Annotated in this window: 20 protein-coding genes and 1 pseudogene; 19 read left to right on the forward strand and 2 right to left on the reverse strand. The window is 44.8% G+C overall.

Annotated features, from left to right (window positions below; genetic code table 11):
* Positions 1 to 461: 461 nt before the first annotated feature.
* From QZ998_RS01330 to QZ998_RS01340, 3 genes are all read left to right on the forward strand, one after another.
* Complete coding sequence (locus tag QZ998_RS01330) at positions 462 to 1,019, forward strand: NAD(P)H-dependent oxidoreductase (RefSeq protein WP_296557401.1); 558 nt, start codon at positions 462 to 464, stop codon at positions 1,017 to 1,019.
* Between the two features lie 536 nt (positions 1,020 to 1,555).
* On the forward strand, positions 1,556 to 2,668 hold the full coding sequence (locus QZ998_RS01335; protein WP_296557404.1) for a transporter substrate-binding domain-containing protein: 1,113 nt from the start codon (positions 1,556 to 1,558) through the stop codon (positions 2,666 to 2,668).
* Positions 2,669 to 3,166 (forward strand): GGDEF domain-containing protein, encoded by a 498-nt coding sequence (locus QZ998_RS01340; protein WP_296557405.1) that lies wholly within the window; start codon positions 2,669 to 2,671, stop codon positions 3,164 to 3,166.
* Position 3,167: 1 nt separating this feature from the next.
* Here the strand turns inward: QZ998_RS01340 and QZ998_RS01345 are convergent, their stop codons facing one another.
* Both QZ998_RS01345 and QZ998_RS01350 read right to left on the reverse strand, forming a co-directional pair.
* Positions 3,168 to 3,962 carry an alpha/beta hydrolase gene (locus QZ998_RS01345; protein WP_296557406.1) on the reverse strand — a complete coding sequence of 265 codons (795 nt, stop codon included), beginning with the start codon at positions 3,960 to 3,962 and terminating at the stop codon, positions 3,168 to 3,170.
* A 239-nt stretch (positions 3,963 to 4,201) separates the two neighbouring features.
* On the reverse strand, positions 4,202 to 5,320 hold the full coding sequence (locus QZ998_RS01350; protein ID WP_296557407.1) for a family 16 glycosylhydrolase: 1,119 nt from the start codon (positions 5,318 to 5,320) through the stop codon (positions 4,202 to 4,204).
* 408 nt (positions 5,321 to 5,728) lie between these two features.
* On the opposite strand from QZ998_RS01350, the gene QZ998_RS16830 reads away from it, so the two are divergent.
* From QZ998_RS16830 to QZ998_RS01425, 16 genes and pseudogenes are all read left to right on the forward strand, one after another.
* A complete protein-coding gene (locus QZ998_RS16830) occupies positions 5,729 to 6,031 on the forward strand; it encodes a type I restriction-modification system subunit M N-terminal domain-containing protein (protein WP_366512367.1) in 303 nt (100 codons plus the stop codon).
* 24 nt (positions 6,032 to 6,055) lie between these two features.
* Positions 6,056 to 6,196 (forward strand): N-6 DNA methylase, encoded by a 141-nt coding sequence (locus tag QZ998_RS16835; protein ID WP_366512368.1) that lies wholly within the window; start codon positions 6,056 to 6,058, stop codon positions 6,194 to 6,196.
* Positions 6,197 to 6,799: 603 nt separating this feature from the next.
* Positions 6,800 to 7,393, forward strand: coding sequence for a type IV toxin-antitoxin system AbiEi family antitoxin domain-containing protein (locus QZ998_RS01360; protein ID WP_296557408.1), 594 nt, complete (start codon positions 6,800 to 6,802; stop codon positions 7,391 to 7,393).
* Entirely contained in the window at positions 7,390 to 7,983 is a 594-nt protein-coding gene (locus QZ998_RS01365; RefSeq protein ID WP_296557410.1) for a nucleotidyl transferase AbiEii/AbiGii toxin family protein, read from the forward strand. The genes QZ998_RS01360 and QZ998_RS01365 overlap by 4 nt, the downstream gene beginning before the upstream one ends.
* Positions 7,902 to 8,231: a nucleotidyl transferase AbiEii/AbiGii toxin family protein gene (locus tag QZ998_RS01370; RefSeq protein ID WP_296557412.1), complete on the forward strand. Its 330-nt coding sequence runs from the start codon at positions 7,902 to 7,904 to the stop codon at positions 8,229 to 8,231. Before QZ998_RS01365 ends, QZ998_RS01370 begins: the two co-directional genes overlap by 82 nt.
* A 126-nt stretch (positions 8,232 to 8,357) precedes the next feature.
* The gene (locus QZ998_RS01375) at positions 8,358 to 9,041 is read left to right on the forward strand and encodes a class I SAM-dependent methyltransferase (RefSeq protein ID WP_296557413.1); all 684 of its coding nucleotides are present in this window, start codon (positions 8,358 to 8,360) and stop codon (positions 9,039 to 9,041) included.
* Positions 9,042 to 9,126: 85 nt separating this feature from the next.
* Complete coding sequence (locus QZ998_RS01380; protein ID WP_366512369.1) at positions 9,127 to 10,140, forward strand: virulence RhuM family protein; 1,014 nt, start codon at positions 9,127 to 9,129, stop codon at positions 10,138 to 10,140.
* A gap of 194 nt (positions 10,141 to 10,334) precedes the next feature.
* A pseudogene (locus QZ998_RS01385) lies at positions 10,335 to 10,646 on the forward strand (helicase-related protein); the annotation flags it as partial.
* A gap of 47 nt (positions 10,647 to 10,693) precedes the next feature.
* Positions 10,694 to 10,849: a hypothetical protein gene (locus QZ998_RS01390; RefSeq protein ID WP_296557415.1), complete on the forward strand. Its 156-nt coding sequence runs from the start codon at positions 10,694 to 10,696 to the stop codon at positions 10,847 to 10,849.
* Positions 10,850 to 10,933: 84 nt separating this feature from the next.
* A complete protein-coding gene (locus tag QZ998_RS01395) occupies positions 10,934 to 11,818 on the forward strand; it encodes a GIY-YIG nuclease family protein (protein WP_296557416.1) in 885 nt (294 codons plus the stop codon).
* 45 nt (positions 11,819 to 11,863) lie between these two features.
* On the forward strand, positions 11,864 to 12,352 hold the full coding sequence (locus tag QZ998_RS01400; RefSeq protein ID WP_296557417.1) for a pyridoxamine 5'-phosphate oxidase family protein: 489 nt from the start codon (positions 11,864 to 11,866) through the stop codon (positions 12,350 to 12,352).
* Positions 12,353 to 12,409: 57 nt separating this feature from the next.
* A complete protein-coding gene (locus tag QZ998_RS01405; RefSeq protein ID WP_296557419.1) occupies positions 12,410 to 13,873 on the forward strand; it encodes a helix-turn-helix transcriptional regulator in 1,464 nt (487 codons plus the stop codon).
* A gap of 93 nt (positions 13,874 to 13,966) precedes the next feature.
* Complete coding sequence (locus tag QZ998_RS01410) at positions 13,967 to 14,707, forward strand: SDR family oxidoreductase (protein WP_296557421.1); 741 nt, start codon at positions 13,967 to 13,969, stop codon at positions 14,705 to 14,707.
* Between the two features lie 93 nt (positions 14,708 to 14,800).
* Positions 14,801 to 15,457 (forward strand): N-acetyltransferase, encoded by a 657-nt coding sequence (locus tag QZ998_RS01415; RefSeq protein ID WP_296557423.1) that lies wholly within the window; start codon positions 14,801 to 14,803, stop codon positions 15,455 to 15,457.
* A 108-nt stretch (positions 15,458 to 15,565) separates the two neighbouring features.
* On the forward strand, positions 15,566 to 16,198 hold the full coding sequence (locus tag QZ998_RS01420) for a class I SAM-dependent methyltransferase (protein WP_296557424.1): 633 nt from the start codon (positions 15,566 to 15,568) through the stop codon (positions 16,196 to 16,198).
* 184 nt (positions 16,199 to 16,382) lie between these two features.
* Positions 16,383 to 17,333 carry a CAP domain-containing protein gene (locus QZ998_RS01425; RefSeq protein WP_296557426.1) on the forward strand — a complete coding sequence of 317 codons (951 nt, stop codon included), beginning with the start codon at positions 16,383 to 16,385 and terminating at the stop codon, positions 17,331 to 17,333.
* Positions 17,334 to 17,388 lie beyond the last annotated feature (55 nt).

Raw genomic sequence — 17,388 nt, forward strand, 5'->3', positions numbered from 1 at the left:
CAAATTTTCACCTTCAACCTCGGGTCGGTATATTGATTGTATTGCCAGTGTGGTAATTGTTGTTAAGCGATTGACACAATGCTTCTGATCACTCTTTCCTGAAAATGATTGAGTTAATTTTTGATATGAACTTATTATATCACGTTTATTTTGAAAGTAAATAGACAAAATGTAAACGTTTGTATAAAAATTGTATACGATTACAGACATTAAGGATTATTACCGAATTTAAGAAGTAAGATCGTCAGCGCTGCGACGACCGGGTAAAATGAATCGCTTGTCCGTTCCAAAAGGGTTCGTTCCGAGCAGCTTTTAGAATCACTGCTAATGTCTAAAGAAAATACTTAAATCAAATTAACAAATATTTTAATGAAGTGATTGTTTAACTCATTTTTTAAGGGGTATTAACTTATTAAATCAATTCAATATTGAAGAAAAACAAAAATACGAGGAGGATTATGATGATAAAAATTGCGATTATTTTAGGTAGCACCAGACCAGGACGAAATGGCGAAGCGGTGGCACAATGGGTTGACAAATTGGCTCAAAAACGATCTGACGCTAGCTTTGAGTTGGTAGATGTTGCAGATTACAACTTACCTCTCTTAGATGAGCCAAGTCCGGCCATGATGCAACAGTATACCAAAGAGCATACCAAAGTCTGGTCAAACAAGATCAATGCATTTGATGGATTTGTTTTTGTAACCGCGGAGTATAATCACAGTATTCCCGGGGCATTAAAAAATGCCATTGACTATCTGAATGTAGAATGGAAAAATAAAGCTGTCGGATTTGTGGCCTACGGCAGTGCTGGCGGAGCCAGAGCTGTTGAAGCGCTACGCCTGATTGCCGCTGAACTTCATATGGCCGATGTCCGTGCCCAGGTAATGCTTAACCTGTTTACCGATTTTGAAAACATGAGTGTCTTCACCCCCGATCCGCGCCACGAAGAAACACTCAATGATGTCTTTGATCAGGTTATTGCCTGGAGTGGTGCGTTAAAGTCATTACGGGTTTAGTCGCTGACGGTTTAATAGTCAAATCACCGGATCCAGGATATTGTGGGCATGGCATCGGTGATTACAATCGCCAGCACCATGTCAATGACACTGGAGATCAGACGTGGGTGACTGGTTGAATTCACCACTGGTTTAGAAAAAAATAAACAGCCATAGAATCGTCAAAAATAGGGTGTCGCTCAGAACAAAGCTGAGGCACTCTTTTTTGTATTGTCTTTTCCGCTTAAAATCATCATCACAAATAACAGACCGGTGGGATTGAAGCTAAACCAACGGCAAACAGACAATAAGTAATATATCAGTTGAGTAAAATAATAGTTTGATCAGTATCCTGTGAAAATGGCCTAGATCGCAACTCAGTTGTCATCCACTTAAAAGCCTTCTTTTATAAGAACCTTATTAGTAAACCGGCTGAAAATTGTTTTCAATCACCAGGTTCTGTTATATAATAACTTGCAAATTAGAAAAATGACATGTAGGGATAGTCGGCTGATTAAAACCGAAGATTTCTCAGATCATTCAGGAAGGCGCAAGATATGAAAAAAAGCAGTGCTCGAGTAAAAAGTAAGTATTGCAAATTAATCTTAGGAATGATCATCCTTGTTTTTTTCATGGTGTTGGTCAAGGTCGCTAGTCTTTCACTGGATGCGCCTGGGGAAATCCTAACAAGCCCGGTTCCCCGTCGCGAAACTGCCAATCCCAGTCAGAAAAACGAGCTAAGCGATATCAAGGTGGAATTGACACCGGAGGAACAGGCCTACCTAGATGCTCTGGGGCCGGTGAAAATCTGTATCGATCCCGACTGGGAGCCCTATGAGCGGATCAATGAACAGGGTGTGGCTGAAGGGATTGCTGTTGATCTGGTTGCGCTCATCGCCAGCCGGACCGGCGTTGAGCTGGATCTGGTTGCCACATCGGACTGGGAAGAAAGTCTGAAGAATTCGCGCATGGGTAAGTGTCAGCTGCTGGGACTTTTATTGCAAACCCCCTATCGCGATCAGTGGCTGGTTTTTACTGAGCCCTATTTTTCTGACCCCAGTGTTCTGATCACCCGGGCGGAACATAATTACATTTCTGATTTGGCATCCCTTTCGGGAGAAACGCTGGTATTGCCGAAAGGAACTGGTACCGAAGAAGCGATCCGCAGGGATTACCCCAATCTGAAAATTATGATAGTAGAATCTGAGGCGGTCGCCTTTGAAATGGTCGAGACCAGGCAGGCTGATCTAACCATCCGCTCATTGACCATGGCAGCCTATACCATTAAGAGTCAGGGCTTTTTTAATCTCAAGATTGCCGGGCAGGTGCCCGATTATACCTACGCTTTTCGGATGGGAGTTGTCGATGAAGAGCCGATGCTCAGGGATATTTTAAACAAAGGCATCGCTACCTTGTCACCCCAAGAAATTCAGAAGATTTCCAATGAGTACATTGCTGTAGAAATGCAATCAGCGATTGTTCATGATCTGCTTTGGCGGGTGGTCCTGATTTTCGCTGTCGTGGCCATTGTCGGCCTGTTATGGATTCGGCAATTGCAAAGGTTTAACAAGATCCTGACCCAAAAAACCGTAGAATTGGAGCAGGTGACAGAAGAACTCAACGCTGATATCATTGCCCGGGAAAAAGCGGAAGCAGAAATCCGAACTTAATTGTATCATGATCAGCTCACGGGGTTATACAACCGTACCTTTTTGAATCAGATGGTTTTAATGCCAGAAGAAACCCATCCCGTCACAGTGTTTATGTTTGATCTTGACGGACTGAAAGAAGTCAATGACACTCATGGTCATCTCCAGGGGGATATGCTGATTAAAAATGCTGCCAAACTTTTTGTCCGGTGCTTTATCGAAAACGCCAGCATCATCCGGATTGGCGGCGATGAGTTTCTGGCCGTGGTGACGAATTGTAATGAGCAGCGGGCGGATGACCTTAGGGACTGCATCCGGCAGGCCGTGACTGCCTATAATCTTCAGATTCAGGATGAAAGCCTGGAGATCAGCCTGTCAATGGGCTATGCCATCAGCGGAAATCCAGCAACAACAATGGCAGAGTTTATGCAGAAATCCGACGAACAGATGTATGCCGACAAATTGCGGCATAAAAAAGGTATTTATGATACCGCAGAGAATGGCATCTGGATTGGATGACTTAGGTATCCAAAAATGCTTCAACCACGGCATTAAAAACAACGGGGTTATCGACATTGGCATTATGGCCGGCTGCGGGGATGATTTTCAGGGGATAGCCGGTTTTGGCGGCCCAGGCCCGGTTGTATTGCGGAACCTTGCCGGTTTTGTCATATTCGCCTAGCGTCAGCAGCACCGGGAACGCAAAGGCGGTATCGCGGTTTTCGCGGAGAAAGCTGGCATAGGCGATTCCCATGATCCGGCAGAGCTCTGTCTTGCTATAGGGTGCCAGCATTGTGATCATCTTATCAAAGCCCCGTTTGGTGTGCGTAGCCCCTTTGGCAATGGCGGTCACCAGTTTGTCATGGGGATAGCAACGGGACATCCACTCCACCTGCCGCACCCAGAACCGATCCGACCATGAATAATAACAAAGGCCAAAAGGCGAGGTGTCCACCCCGACAAAGGCCAGCACCTTTTCCGGGAAATCGATGCCATACTGCTGACAGGCATAGCCCCCCAGCGACTGGCCGATCAGTACCGTCGCCGCGATGTTTTCCTGAGTGAGGATGGCGTCCAGATCGGCAGCGGCATGGTGAAACGAAAAATCGCTATAGGGACGGGAAGCCCCATGGAGCGGCAGATCCCAGCTGATGACGGTGTAATGCTTTCTAAAATAAGCAACCTGTTGATCAAACATCAGGTGGTTGGCAGTAAGCCCATGGGTAAAGACCAGACAAATTGCCTGCGGATCCCGATGGCGGGCGATCCAGTAATGAACCGTGCCCCGGGGAGAGGTGATTGTTTTTTCCAGCACGACGACGACCTTCTTTCGCAGATTTTCCCATTCATGGTGGAATGGGTCTTTTTTTAAGTTTAGCGATAAAAAAAGGGTTCGTCAATGGAAGAATTGTAAAGTATGACGAAAAGAATGTATCACAGCGATCGGATTGACTGTGACAGAAGATGGTGCGCCGATGTCAAATTATCGGACGATTTGCGCATCAGACAAAAAAGCCGCTGCAACCTTATTAAAATAGGTTGTCGCGGCTGTTTTTAATAGCGGATCCAATCAATCAGCAGTTGCTGGGTTTGAGGCGCAGGTTTTTTAGCGAGCCAGTTGGGAAACCAGGCATTGACCATCAGATACATTGGGTTGTGGGGAATCCCCCCGTTAAAGCGGGTCAGGTGGATATCATCGACATAAAAATCGATGAAATCAGGCTGATAGTCAATCCGGTAGTGATGAAAATCAGCAGTTGGGTCAAAATTCAGATCTTTAGTCACCGTTTGGGTCAGCCCGCCGTTGGCATAGCTGGTAAACATGATTTTGCCATCCGGCTGATTATAGATTTCGATGTCGATTTCCTGAAAATAATCCGGTGGTGCATAGAGGAAAAAACCGGTGATACTCGATGGAGCATTGGGCAGCTTCATGGAAATTTCATAGTTGCCATAGCTTTTTAGATCGACAGTGGAAATCTCACCACTATCCATTGTCCCCGCCGGAATGGTGATTGCTAACTGGCCATCGGAAACCGTTACGTTTTTAGGCCTGAACTGGGTCTGACCGAGGCGGTGGCTGGAAGCTTTATATACTGCGGGATCGAGACTGCCCGAAAATTTGGCTACAATCCGGATTTGGATGGCTTCTAGTCGTTTGGATTCGCCCGCGGTTCCGGCGATGGCTCCGTCCTTTTTCCAGCCCTGGGACCAGCCGTAATCTTGAATATGAACCCGGTACTCAACGGCATAATCAGTTGCCGGCTGCCCGGTGGCGTCAGTGAGTTGGAGCTGAATCGCTTCCAGCCGCTGGCTTTTGCTCTGGGAACCGGCATCGTCGCCATCTTTTTTCCAACTTAAGAGGTCGTCGGTGTCAGCTTGCCAGCCTTCGTTTTCAATGTGGACATTGTAGCGGATGCTGTAATTCTGGGCTGTTGCCTGACTGCCAGTCAATTGCACCGTCAGCCCTTCAATCCGTTTGCCTTCACCGGTGGTGCCCAGCAGGCCGCCATCCGTGACGACGCCGTTATCCGCTGGGATGTCCCCATAGTCCTGAACGTGGCCGCGATAAGCTAACCCCAGGGGAGTGGCCGCCTGGGCGTGAATGGAAAAGGGCAACAATAGCAAAAATAGCAGTGGACTGAGCAGTCCGACAACTGGCATTATTTTCATGGGACACCTCCTCGCCATCGTGTTGCGGCGATAATCATTCTTTCTTGGGATTTTATCAAATGATTCTTAATTTAAGGATTATCGTTGCAGTTTTGATACAGTCCGCCGAGATTGTCCAGTTATCGGCGGATAACCGGGTAAAGCGTTGACCGGTGCTAATAAAAGTGAAAATGGAGAAAAAGCGTGGCGGATAAAGTGCAATTTGCAATAGCCATTTTTGGCGAAAAGGCGTATAATTATAAGCAAATGTAAAAATCAAAATTTGCCACGGCAAATATAATCGATACAGGAAATCAGGAGAAAAAATGATCACAGGCGAAGTAAAAAACAAAGTTGATAAAATATGGGCCGATATCTGGGTGGGGGGATCAGCAACCCCTTACTGTCATCGAACAGCTGACCTATTTGATGTTTATCCGCTCACTGGATGAAAAAGAACTGGAAAACGAGAGTTTTGAAAATCTCACTGGCGAAACCATGCTCAAAATCTTCCCACCCACCGAGGCTGGCCAAAACCTGCGTTGGAGCCGTTTCAAAGAAAAAGACCCCCGGGCCATCTACGAGATCATCAGTCAGCAAGTCTTTCCCTTTATCAAAAAGATGAACGGGTCAGCCCAGACCGCCTTTTCCCGCTATATGGACGACGCCATGTTCCTGATGCCCACCCCCCAGGTGCTCCAGAAAGTTATCCCCGGCCTGGACGAACTCTAGGAGCAGGATCTCAGCGGCCGGGATATGCAGGGCGATCTCTACGAGTATATGCTGGGCAAGCTGGCCACCGCCGGCCAGAACGGCCAGTTCCGCACCCCCAAACAGATCCGTGATCTGATGGTGCGGCTGGTGGCGCCAACCCCGGACGACAAAATATGTGATTAAAAGTTGCCAAACATCAGTAGCCAGTGGGGTGCTGGGTACTAACGGTGTTTGATTTAGCTTAACTCAAGGAATTGAGCCAGAAACAGTTTGGAACGGAGTTGGCCAGGAGATTTAAAACGATCAAGCGTCCCACAAAATACAGGACATAGCGAAACATCGATCAGGAGATTTCCTTAAGTAAGTCAGCTTTGTTTGACATTTTGTGATATTTATCACAAAAAGCGAAGGGGTTGTCCTCATTTGCGAAGGGGTTGCGAAGCTATTTCGAAAGGATCAAACGGCGTTAATAAGCCATTCGAAGGGATCGAAGGCATTTTTTGTCTTTTGGCGAAAATCAGTGATTAGATTAATCTAATCACTATATTACAAAAAAACAGCCCCTGATCCTTTCGATCCTTTCGGAATTGGTTCACTGGTCTCAAACCAGCGGTTGCTGATAATAAATACCACCGTGTCTGGGCGGTTATTGACCGCCCGCACCGTCGATCTCAAGAATAATTTTAAACTAAAATAATTACCGTGATTTGTTTAATCAGTGGATAATAGTTTCAAATATGCTATGTTGGTGTTATAATCATAGCATATTTGAAAACAGGTGAAGAAATGAACTATCAAAAAAAACTAGAGTCGTTGATCATCGAAAAAGATGGGCTGATTCTGACAAAAGATGTGGAAAGTGAAAACATCCCCCGTACCTATTTATACAGAGCGGTCAAAGCGGGGCGGCTGAAAGCCCTCAGTCGCGGTGTTTATCTCAGTGAAGATGCCTGGGAGGATGTTTATTACTGGAAACAGGCCATTAATCAGAAAATGATCTATTCCCATGAAACGGCACTCTATTTTCTCGATCTGACAGACCGGGATCCGCTGGTGATTACCGTGACCGTGCCCTTTGGTTATAATGCCAGCCGGTTAAGAAAAGATAATTTCCAGGTCTTCAGTGTCAAGAAAGAATGGTATGACTTGGGAATTATCCTGGTTAAAACCAATTTTGGCCGCGACATTCGCTGCTATAATCAGGAACGAACCATTTGTGATCTGCTCAGTTCCCGTTACCAGTCGGATCTGAGCCAGGTTACCGCAGCGGTCAAACGTTATTTCCGGCAAAGAGATCGAAACGTTCCCTTGCTTTTGGACTATGCCAAAATCTTTGGTGTCGAAAAACGGATTAAAGCCTATATGGAGGTATTGATGTGAAAACAGCCACTCAGATAAAAGACAAGATTAAAAATCTGGCCAAAGAAAAGCGGATTGATCCGTTGATTTTATCAAAAAATTATATGATGGAGCGTTTTCTGGAGCGGATTGCTTTATCCCGTTTTCGAGACCATTTTATCCTCAAAGGCGGTTTCTTAATTGCTTCGGTGGTGGGAATTGATAGCCGTTCAACCGTAGACATCGATACGACCCTGAAAAATTACCCCTTAAATTCAGAAGTGCTGGAAGAAATCATTCCCGAAATCCTGGCCATCGATTGTGACGATCATATTAGCATGACCCTGCAAAAGCTTGAAATCATCCACGAAGAGGGCGATTATACGGGAATACGGGTTTATATCGAAACAACAATAGACCGGATGCGTATTCCCATCAAGGTAGATATTACAACTGGCGATCAGATCACGCCCAAAGAAATAATGTATGCCTATCCCTTAATGTTTGAGGCACGATCCATCTCAATCTGGCTTATAATCTGGAAACAGTCTTGGCAGAAAAGTATCATGGCATTTTATCCTTTGGTACCTACAACACCCGGATGCGTGACTACTACGATATTCATATTCTAATGCATGCAACAATGCATCCCATTGAACCGGGCATTCTTGCTAACGCAATTTATCAGACCGCTAAACAGCGACATGGTGAACACTTACTAACCCGTCAAAAGGTGACGGTAAAAGAGATTTTTGAGAGTACAGAGATGAAAGCGTTGTGGCAGGCTTACCAAACGAAAAATCCCTATGCCAATGAATTTGCCTGGGAAGACGTGTGCCAATCAGTGGAAAAAGTGATGCTGATTGCGGCTCAAAAATAAAATTAAAAACCACGAAAAGTTTTCTACGGTACATATCTCAACTAATACGTCAAAAAAGCAACGGGAGAGTTATACCGACCCACTTAAACAACCAGCCTAGCCATTACAACGAAAAGAGGATAAGCAATGCATTTAAAAGACGTTTTCAACCAATACAGTCAGGATTATGATGCCAACCGCCGGCATTTCATCCCCTGCTATGATACCTTTTACCAGGCGGCCATTTCAGTTCTGCAATTTGATACCGAGTCGCCTAAGATTCTCGATCTCGGTGCCGGCACCGGGCTGTTATCGGCCTTTGTGCTGGCAGCCTACCCCCAGGCGCAGATTACCCTAATTGATCAGGCCGAAAATATGCTCGATCTGGCCCGGGAACGCTTTGCCGGTTTGGAGCAGATTGACTATATCGCCGCTGACTATACGACCCATCAGTTTTCTGAAAAATATGACGCCATTGTATCGGCATTGTCGATCCACCACCTGCCGAATGAAAAGAAGCGTGGGCTTTACAAAAGCTGTTTTGCAAACCTCAAACCGCAGGGAATCTTTGTCAATGCTGATCAGGTGTTAAGTCCTGATCCGGAAATCGAAACCCAGTTTATCAGTATCTGGCATGATTTTGTCAAAACGAGACAAATCCCGGATGATGAACTGCAGTCTTACTATCATCGCACTTCCTTTGATCAAACCGCCCCCCTTAACATGCAGATGGCCTGGCTCCTTGCTGAAGGATTTTCCAAAGTGGATTGTATTTTCAAATATTTAAACTTTGCGGTTTTTTTTGGGGTAAAACAAGGCGTGCAAATCTAATCGCCCGGGTTAAACTAGACCAGTGCTGATGATTCGGTTAAAAAAATTCCAAGCCATTAAAAGTTAAAAATGTGAGGTGATTATCGTGAACCTATCTGAAATACTCTTATACCAGACGGACGACGGCCAGACAAAGATTGAAGTTACTATGGATGGTGATACTGTCTGGTTAAGCCAGGCGCAGATGGCAGATCTTTTTCAGACAACGAAGCAAAATATCAGTTTACACGTCAACAACTGTTTTAAAGAAGGTGAGCTTGAACGATCATCAACTGTCAAGGATTACTTGACAGTTCAAAATGAAGGAATACGAGAAGTAAAACGAAAAACGATGCATTACAACCTTGACATCATCATCTCCGTCGGCTACCGGGTTAAATCTCACCGGGGCACCCAGTTTCGCATCTGGGCGACTCAACGGCTGAAGGAATACATTATTAAAGGATTTGCCATGAATGATGACCTGCTCAAGCAGGCTGGCGGCGGGAATTATTTCAAAGAACTGCTGGAACGAATCCGGGACATCCGCTCCAGTGAGAAAGTTTTTTACCGTCAAATTTTGGATATTTATGCCACCAGTATTGACTATGAACCCAACTCCGAAATCACAAGAGATTTTTTTAAAACGATCCAGAATAAAATGCATTTTGCTGCCCATGGTAATACCGCTGCTGAGATTGTTTATATACGCTCAAACGCAGAAAAAGAATTTATGGGAATGACCGCTTTTGAAGGCGGACAGCCCAGAAAGGCCGATGTCAGAATCGCTAAGAACTATCTCAATGAAGACGAAATCAACATCTTAAACCGATTGGTCTCAGCCTATCTGGAATTTGCCGAACTCCAGGCAATTCGACAAAAACCCATGTATATGAAAGACTGGATTGCCAAACTGGATGATTTCATTAAAATGAGTGGTAGTGAATTACTGAGCAATGCCGGGAAAATAAGTCATGATCAGGCCAAGTTTAAAGCCGAACTGGAGTATGAAAAGTATCGGGATAGAACAAAAACCGAGCTGTCCCAGGTGGAGAAGGATTTCATTGAAAGCCTGAAAGATACCCAACAGAAGATTGAAGGAAAGAAGCCGGTAAAATAGTTCTTAAGTGCTAATTCGCATAGATCAATCAGAAGAAAACTACTGTCAAAACGAGGTAACCTTATGCCATCAAATTTTGAATACCTGATCACTCGTAAAGAATATGCCCTGTTCGCCAATGCCTGCACCGAGGCTGAGCGGGTGTTTGCGTCCTCGCCGGTGATGTCGGCGGTGGGTTGTCGCAAGGCTTTGGAGCTGGCGGCGACCGGATCGGCAAGACCATTGTTTTTGCTTAGAATAAACAACACGCCGAGTTTATGCTCAAACGGTTCAACCACCTGTATCCCCATCTTAAAGGTGGCTTTGCCAAACGGATCACCTGTGAGGACAGCTACGCCCAGACGATCATCGACGATTTCAATATCGCCGAAAAAGAACCCTACATCGCCGTGTCGGTGGACATGATGGATACCGGTATCGATGTCCCGGAATGCGTCAATCTGGTGATGTTTAAAAAGGTCCGATCGAAAACCAAGTTCTGGCAGATGATCGGCCGGGGCACCAGACCCTGAACCAGTCCCAGATCGTCTTCGTCCGCAAGGTCATCGATTACGTGGTCCAGAACGGCTACATCGAAAACGTCACCGAACTGATGAAACCGCCCTTTGACAAACCCCAGAGCTTTGGCAAGCTGTTTGATCTGACCAAACAGCAGCGGCTGGTGGAAATTGTCAAGGCGGTTAAAGAGAATGCGGTGCGGATTGGGTGAGCGGGGTAAAAAGCAAATAAAATAATTTAGCTAATCAGAGTTTTATAAAGAAAGTGGTAAGGCCATGGAAAAAAGGAGGCATCAATGTCAAAACGCGGAAGAAATATAAATTTATATCTGATGGACGGAGAGCCAGGCGGCCGGATGAAATGCACCTTGGCAAACTGGACAGGGGTGGCCTACAAGATACCGCGCACTGAGTTGGATCAATGCAAAGAGCGGGATGATCTCAAACAAAGCGGCATTTATTTTTTATTTGGCATTTCAGATCAAACCGGTGAAAATGTTGTTTATGTTGGGCAAGCAGGGGCAAGAAAAAACGGTGAAGGTATTCTCTTCAGACTACAGGAACACAAGCGCAACGCCGAAAAGGACTATTGGACAGAGGCTGTTGTCTTTACAACTTCAAATAATTCCTTTGACCCCACCGAGATAAGTTACCTTGAAAACCGTTTCTGTAGCTTGGCAAAAGAAGCAAAGCGGTATCAGGTCAAGAATGGGAATGAACCGACATCCGGCAATGTTACTGAGGAAAAAGAAAGTGAACTTGAGGAATTCATCGATAATGCTAAAATCGTTGTCGGGACATTGGGTCATAAGTTATTCGAGCCACTTGTTCCAATAACCATATTATCAGCAAATGTAGCCGTGGACGCTGAGGATGAGCAGATCCTCTATCTTAAAAGAACGAAAGAGAATGCTAAAGGGCGTCGAACAAATGAAGGGTTTGTTGTTTTTAAAGGCGGTATCGTTTCAGAAAATCCGACTGCGAGTTGTCCAGATGGGATCAAGCAATTGCGCGAACAATATGCTGAAAAAATTGACAGCAATAATGTGTTGGCAGAAGATATTCTGTTTAAAAGCCCTTCAGCTGCCGCAGCCTTTGTAACCTATGCCAGTGCCAACGGCTTAACGATGTGGGTGAATGATAATGGAAAATCATTAAAGGATATAGAAAGCAGCATCTGACGAAATTAGGCACACTTATATTTCTTACAGAAAACGAGGTAAAACATGTTCAGGAAAATGCGAAGAAGCAAACAACGAATGTCACAGGAAGATACCATCGCCGTCATGAACCGCTCTACCAATGGGGTTCTTGCCTGTTTTGGTGATGATGGCTATCCTTATGCCGTGCCCCTCAGCTATGTTTATTTTAACGATAAAGTCTATTTTCACTCTGCCAAAGAGGGACATAAAATCGATGCTATTTTTGAAAATCCAAAAGTGTCTTTTGCGGTTATCGATGAGGATACGATTGTCAGTGCCGAGTACACCAGCTATTTTCGTAGTGTCATCGTTTTTGGACAGGCGAGAATGGTGGAAGGAGATGAATGGCAAAGTGCTTTTAAAGCCTTAGTAGAAAAGTATTCTGGAGAACAATCAGAAACAGACAAACAAAAGGCAATAGCCGAATGTACCCGAACCTATCTGATTGCTATTGACGTCGAACACATCACTGGTAAAGAAGCGATTGAATATGTCAGAGCGAAAGTACAGTGAAGATAAGACAAGATATAATCATTGAAACAACTATCATTTGAAGAAGGAGAATTGAAAATGTCATTATTTACGCAAAGAATTGAAGATCTGATTGTCGATAGCGGTGAAACGATACAATCGCTGGCGGAGATCGGCAAGATCAACCGCTCGACCCTGCAGCGGGTAAAAACCGGCGAGCGGTTGCCATCCAAAAGCTTTTTTGGCGGTCTGTGTAAGGCGTTGAGGCTGTCGGCGGCAGAAGAAGATGAACTAAAAAACCTGCTGGAAATGGAAACCATTGGCCAACGAAACTATTATAACCGCAAGGCCATCATCGACCTGATCGAAACGATTGCGGAACTTACTGAACACACCATCCCTTTTTCTAAAAAAATCGGTTTGAAAAATGGTACAGCCATAAAAAGTAGGCCAACTGATGGGATGGAAATTGTCAGTGGCAAAAGCAATGTGCTGCGAATGGTCGAAAACGCCATTGATTGCGAATTTTTTTCCAGTGCAACACCACAAATCCGCCAGGTCATTCCTTATGACTGGGATACAGTCTATGATTATATTTTTCAGCAAATGATGGGCTCCAAAAAAAATCTGGTTTTACAGGATATTGTCAGCTTTCCCCAAAATTGCAGCGAGTCTGAAGCTGACCAAAGTCTGCTGGCCTTTAAAAAGCTGGCATCACTGTCGCTGCTGGACAATGTCGATTATCAATCCCGTTTTTATTACCGCTTATCGGACGGGCACCCGGTCGATAGCGGGGTATTTCCATATTATCTGTTAACTACCGATCGTTTGATCACGCTTTCAAAGGATCTCGCCACTGCGGTGGTGTATTGGGATGCAGGCCTTTATCAGTTATATGCTGGTTATTTTTCAGAGCTCTTAGACAATAGCTCCCCGTTTATTCAGGAAAGCCGGGATCTCTTTGAGATCTACGCCCTGGAAGATGCGCTCCCTACAAAACTTGTGATGCAGCCCATACCTTGTTTTTCCCGTTATTATACCAATGAGATGATCGAAAAACAGCTAAACCGGGATTTTCCTTATGCTGATGCCCTGCTTGCGGCAGTGATGCCATTTTATGATAAATTCCGGGCGGATAACAAGTGGATGGTGGATGTATTTTCTTTGAAATATTTGCGGCAATTCATGGAGGATGGCTATATCTATCTGCCGCAAGAGATGGTTCATCCTTTTGCTGCTGCAGAACGGCTGCAACTGATTAAACAATTGCATATTGACTTGGTTGCCAGTGAACGAAAGTGCTTTGCCATCAATGAGGATCGGCTGTTCATGAATTCGGCAGTGGAGTTCTCTAAAGAAGACCCAACCCTCCGGCTGATTCTTCACTATCAGCGCGGTGATGAAACCATCTTTAAGCATCTGGCCATTAACGAAGCCAATATCATCCATGCCTTTGATGACTTCTTTAACAACCTGCCAAATAGCGATTATGTCCTAAGCAAAGCCGAAACCATTGCTGGGATCGAGGCGATTATCAGAGATTATAGTAGGGCGGAAAGTTGATGAAGTGGAATGCTGAAGTAATACCGGGCAGAATTTTCTATCAGTGGCGGCCTCAAGATAAATAAGAATAGAAAAACAGGAGGAAGTAATCTTATGCAAAAAGGTATCTTAGTTACCGGTGGCGGTCATGGTATTGGCAAGCAAATTTGCCGGGATTTTCTGGAAGCCGGAGCGCAAGTCTGCTTTATGGATTTTGATAAAGATACATCCCAGGCATTTGCGGCCGAACATACCAATCTGTTTTATTTTTATGGCGATGTCGCGAGTCCGGCAGCGCTCAATGAATTTGTCTGCTTTGCCATGGCGAAACTGGGGCGCATCGATGTGCTGATCAACAACGCCTGTAAGGGCAACAACGGCATCTTATCAAGCCTGGATTACGAAGGCTTTAACTATGTTTTATCGGTGGGGATCAAAGCGCCCTATGAATTAAGTCGGCTGTGTCGGGACGAGCTGATTAAAAATTGCGGTCGGATTATCAATATCGCCTCGTCTAGAGCCTTCCAATCAGAACCAGATAGCGAAGCCTATGCCAGTGCCAAGGGCGGCATTGTTGCCCTGACCCATGCCCTGGCCATTTCATTGGGTCCAGATGTCTTAGTCAACTGCATTGCACCAGGATGGATTGAAGTCAACGATCAGACCGATCACAGCCCGACAGACAAGGCGTCGATCCCTGCCGGCAAGGTTGGCACACCCAAAGACATTTCAAAAATGGTTTTATTTCTGTGTCAGCAGGATTTTGTCACCGGGGAAACCATCACCATCGATGGGGGTAAGAATAAACAAATGATTTATCATGGGGATTGGAATTGGCAATACAATCTTATGTAAAATCATCCATCAGCGAAGTGTGCTGAAGAAAATTGCTACGATAGCGAACTAAATTTCTACGGAAACGACAATAAGAATATTTAGGAGATTACAATGAATATAACAATCAGAAATGAAGAAGAAAAAGACTACCGGAAAGTTGAAGAAGTCACTCGCGAGGGATTCTGGAACCATTTTCAACCAGGCGCCGATGAGCATTTTCTCTTGCATAATTTGAGAAAAAGCCCGGACTTCATCAAAGAGCTGGATTTTGTGATTGAAGCTGACGGTGAAATCATTGGCAGTATTATTTTCTCCACAGCCAAGATCATCGATGCAAACGGAATCGCAACAGAAGTCATTAGCTTTGGGCCGGTGACCATTTTACCGGACTATCAGAAGCTGGGGCTGGGCCGGAAACTGATTCAACACGCCATTCAGGCTGCCACGCAAATGGGCTTCAAGGCGATTCTCATTTATGGCGATCCCCGTTTTTATGGACGGCTGGGTTTCCGAGCAGCGGAGAGGTATGATATCACCACCGCTGACGGCTACTTTGCAGTCGGCCTGCTGGCTTATGAACTCCAACCCGGAGCTTTTCAAAAAATCAGCGGCCGATTTGAAGAATCGTCAGTATATCATCAGATTGACCAAACAGCATTGGAAGCCTTTGATAGCAACTTTGAAAAAAAGCAGAAATGCGAAACCGACTTTCATAAAGAATTCCAGGTTTTGCTGAGTTTAGTTTATAAAGAGGAACCAGAAAAATAGCATTTAAGTTGGAAAAACATTTCTCAGTGGGATATGAGCCATTAAACAGGGAAATTAGTGTCGAATAAATCTTTCAGAATGTTGATTTGTTAGCGAAAGTGAGAAAAAATGGGAGCAGATGAAAATTATCAATTGAATGCCAAGTTCTATGATGTGTTGGATCGGATCTACTTCAGAAAGCCGGCCACCAGCCCCCGCAATGCCGTCATTTCGATACTAGGTGATGAACCCTTAAGAGTTTTGGACATGTGTACCGGCACCGGGGTTAATGCCTTCGCCATTGCCGAGGCCAGAAGAAATACCAAAGTAATCGGGATCGATATTTCTGCTGCGATGCTACAAAAAGCCGCAGCTAAACTGGAGCAAGAGGAGCTATCCAACGTTAAGCTGATTCATATGAATGCGGCCAATCTGCAATTTCCAAGTGAAGAATTTGATGTGGTGCTGATATCGCTGGTATTGCATGAGTTAAACCCTGATCTGGCGGGGCAGCTAATTGGAGAGGCACGAAGAGTTTTGAAGAACACCGGAAAATTGATTGTCGTGGAGTGGGAAGAACCAGTCAGCCGGTTCAAACGGATCCCGTTTTACCTGGTTAAAAAAACAGAATCTGCAGGCTTTGAGGATTTTTTAAAAACTGAGATGGAGCAGTATTTTTTCCGGTTTGGTTTTGAAATGACGCAAACAATTCATTGTGATTATAGTAAGGTAATGGTATTGAGAAAGAATGATCACATTTAAAAATCAAACAATTGTTACAGCGGAAAAGGCGAAAATTAAGTAAACAGCTAAATAAATACTGAAAATCAGCTTATCAATATCCATCACGACTCAGGATTAATTATTCTATGCGATAATCATCTTATAACAAATAATACTAAAAAGGAGATGGATGACCGTTAGATTAGATCATCCAAAAAGTAAGATGAGTCGAGTTGCAAAATGGTGTTTCTATTTTTTATTTGCGTTAGTACTCAGCATCGCGATTATGCCTAATAATATATTGGCCGTCAGTACGCCAAATGTCAGTTACCGGACCCATGTCCAGAATCTTGGCTGGCAGGATTTTGTATCAAATGGAGCAATGAGCGGAACCTCAGGCTTAAGTTTGCGCCTGGAGGGGATTGAAGTCAAACTGGATACCCCGGCAACTGAATTGGGGATTACCTATCAAACCCATATTCAGAACATTGGCTGGGAGGCCGATACCGGCAGAGGTTGGAAAAGCAACGGTGAAATGAGTGGAACCTCAGGTCAAAGCCAGCGTCTGGAAGGGATCCAGATCAAACTCACTGGGGCGAATGCCGAGCAATTTGATGTTTACTATCAGGTTCATATCCAAAACTATGGCTGGATGGATTGGGCAAAAAATGGCGAAAGTTCAGGTTCCCAGGGCTTTTCCTATCGTCTCGAAGGGATTCATATTATCGTTCAGCCAAAGGGCTCAGCGGCTCCGGGAAAGACGGACACCCCATTTATTATTCAGACAACCAAGCCTTCTTTTGAGGCTCAGGTGATCGCCCTGGTCAATAAAGAACGGGCGTCCAGAAATTTGGGTATGGTAACCAGCGAACCCACCTTAACCCGGGCCGCCCAAATTAGAGCTGAAGAAATTATCCAATTGTTCTCACACACCCGGCCTAATCAAAGCAGCTGTTTTACCGTCCTGACTGAATTAGGCATTAATTACAATCGAGCCGGTGAAAATATTGCCGCCGGTTATTCTAGTCCTGAAGCAGTTATGAATGGATGGATGAATTCTGAGGGACATCGGGCGAATATTTTAAATCCGGGCTTTAACAAGCTAGGCGTTGGCTACGCCCAAGCTGGTTCTGGTTATGGTCATTATTGGACCCAAATGTTTATTTCGAATTAAAACGGCGTACGGGAATGACTGACAGCGATTATTGTTGTCAGTCCTTTCTAAATAG

The organism is uncultured Acetobacterium sp. (assembly GCF_927416815.1).
Classification (GTDB): Bacteria; Bacillota; Clostridia; order Eubacteriales; family Eubacteriaceae; genus Acetobacterium.

Bases quoted from the DNA above. Each gene is read 5' to 3' on its own strand.
- QZ998_RS01395 (WP_296557416.1), top strand. From the start codon at position 10,934: ATGTCAAAACGCGGAAGAAATATAAATTTATATCTGATGGACGGAGAG.
- QZ998_RS16835 (WP_366512368.1), top strand. From the start codon at position 6,056: ATGCAGGGCGATCTCTACGAGTATATGCTGGGCAAGCTGGCCACCGCC.
- QZ998_RS01375 (WP_296557413.1), top strand. From the start codon at position 8,358: ATGCATTTAAAAGACGTTTTCAACCAATACAGTCAGGATTATGATGCC.
- QZ998_RS01420 (WP_296557424.1), top strand. From the start codon at position 15,566: ATGGGAGCAGATGAAAATTATCAATTGAATGCCAAGTTCTATGATGTG.
- QZ998_RS01330 (WP_296557401.1), top strand. From the start codon at position 462: ATGATAAAAATTGCGATTATTTTAGGTAGCACCAGACCAGGACGAAAT.
- QZ998_RS01415 (WP_296557423.1), top strand. From the start codon at position 14,801: ATGAATATAACAATCAGAAATGAAGAAGAAAAAGACTACCGGAAAGTT.
- QZ998_RS01350 (WP_296557407.1), bottom strand. From the start codon at position 5,320: ATGAAAATAATGCCAGTTGTCGGACTGCTCAGTCCACTGCTATTTTTG.
- QZ998_RS01400 (WP_296557417.1), top strand. From the start codon at position 11,864: ATGTTCAGGAAAATGCGAAGAAGCAAACAACGAATGTCACAGGAAGAT.
- QZ998_RS01335 (WP_296557404.1), top strand. From the start codon at position 1,556: ATGAAAAAAAGCAGTGCTCGAGTAAAAAGTAAGTATTGCAAATTAATC.
- QZ998_RS01425 (WP_296557426.1), top strand. From the start codon at position 16,383: ATGAGTCGAGTTGCAAAATGGTGTTTCTATTTTTTATTTGCGTTAGTA.
- QZ998_RS01410 (WP_296557421.1), top strand. From the start codon at position 13,967: ATGCAAAAAGGTATCTTAGTTACCGGTGGCGGTCATGGTATTGGCAAG.
- QZ998_RS01360 (WP_296557408.1), top strand. From the start codon at position 6,800: ATGAACTATCAAAAAAAACTAGAGTCGTTGATCATCGAAAAAGATGGG.
- QZ998_RS01405 (WP_296557419.1), top strand. From the start codon at position 12,410: ATGTCATTATTTACGCAAAGAATTGAAGATCTGATTGTCGATAGCGGT.
- QZ998_RS16830 (WP_366512367.1), top strand. From the start codon at position 5,729: ATGTTTATCCGCTCACTGGATGAAAAAGAACTGGAAAACGAGAGTTTT.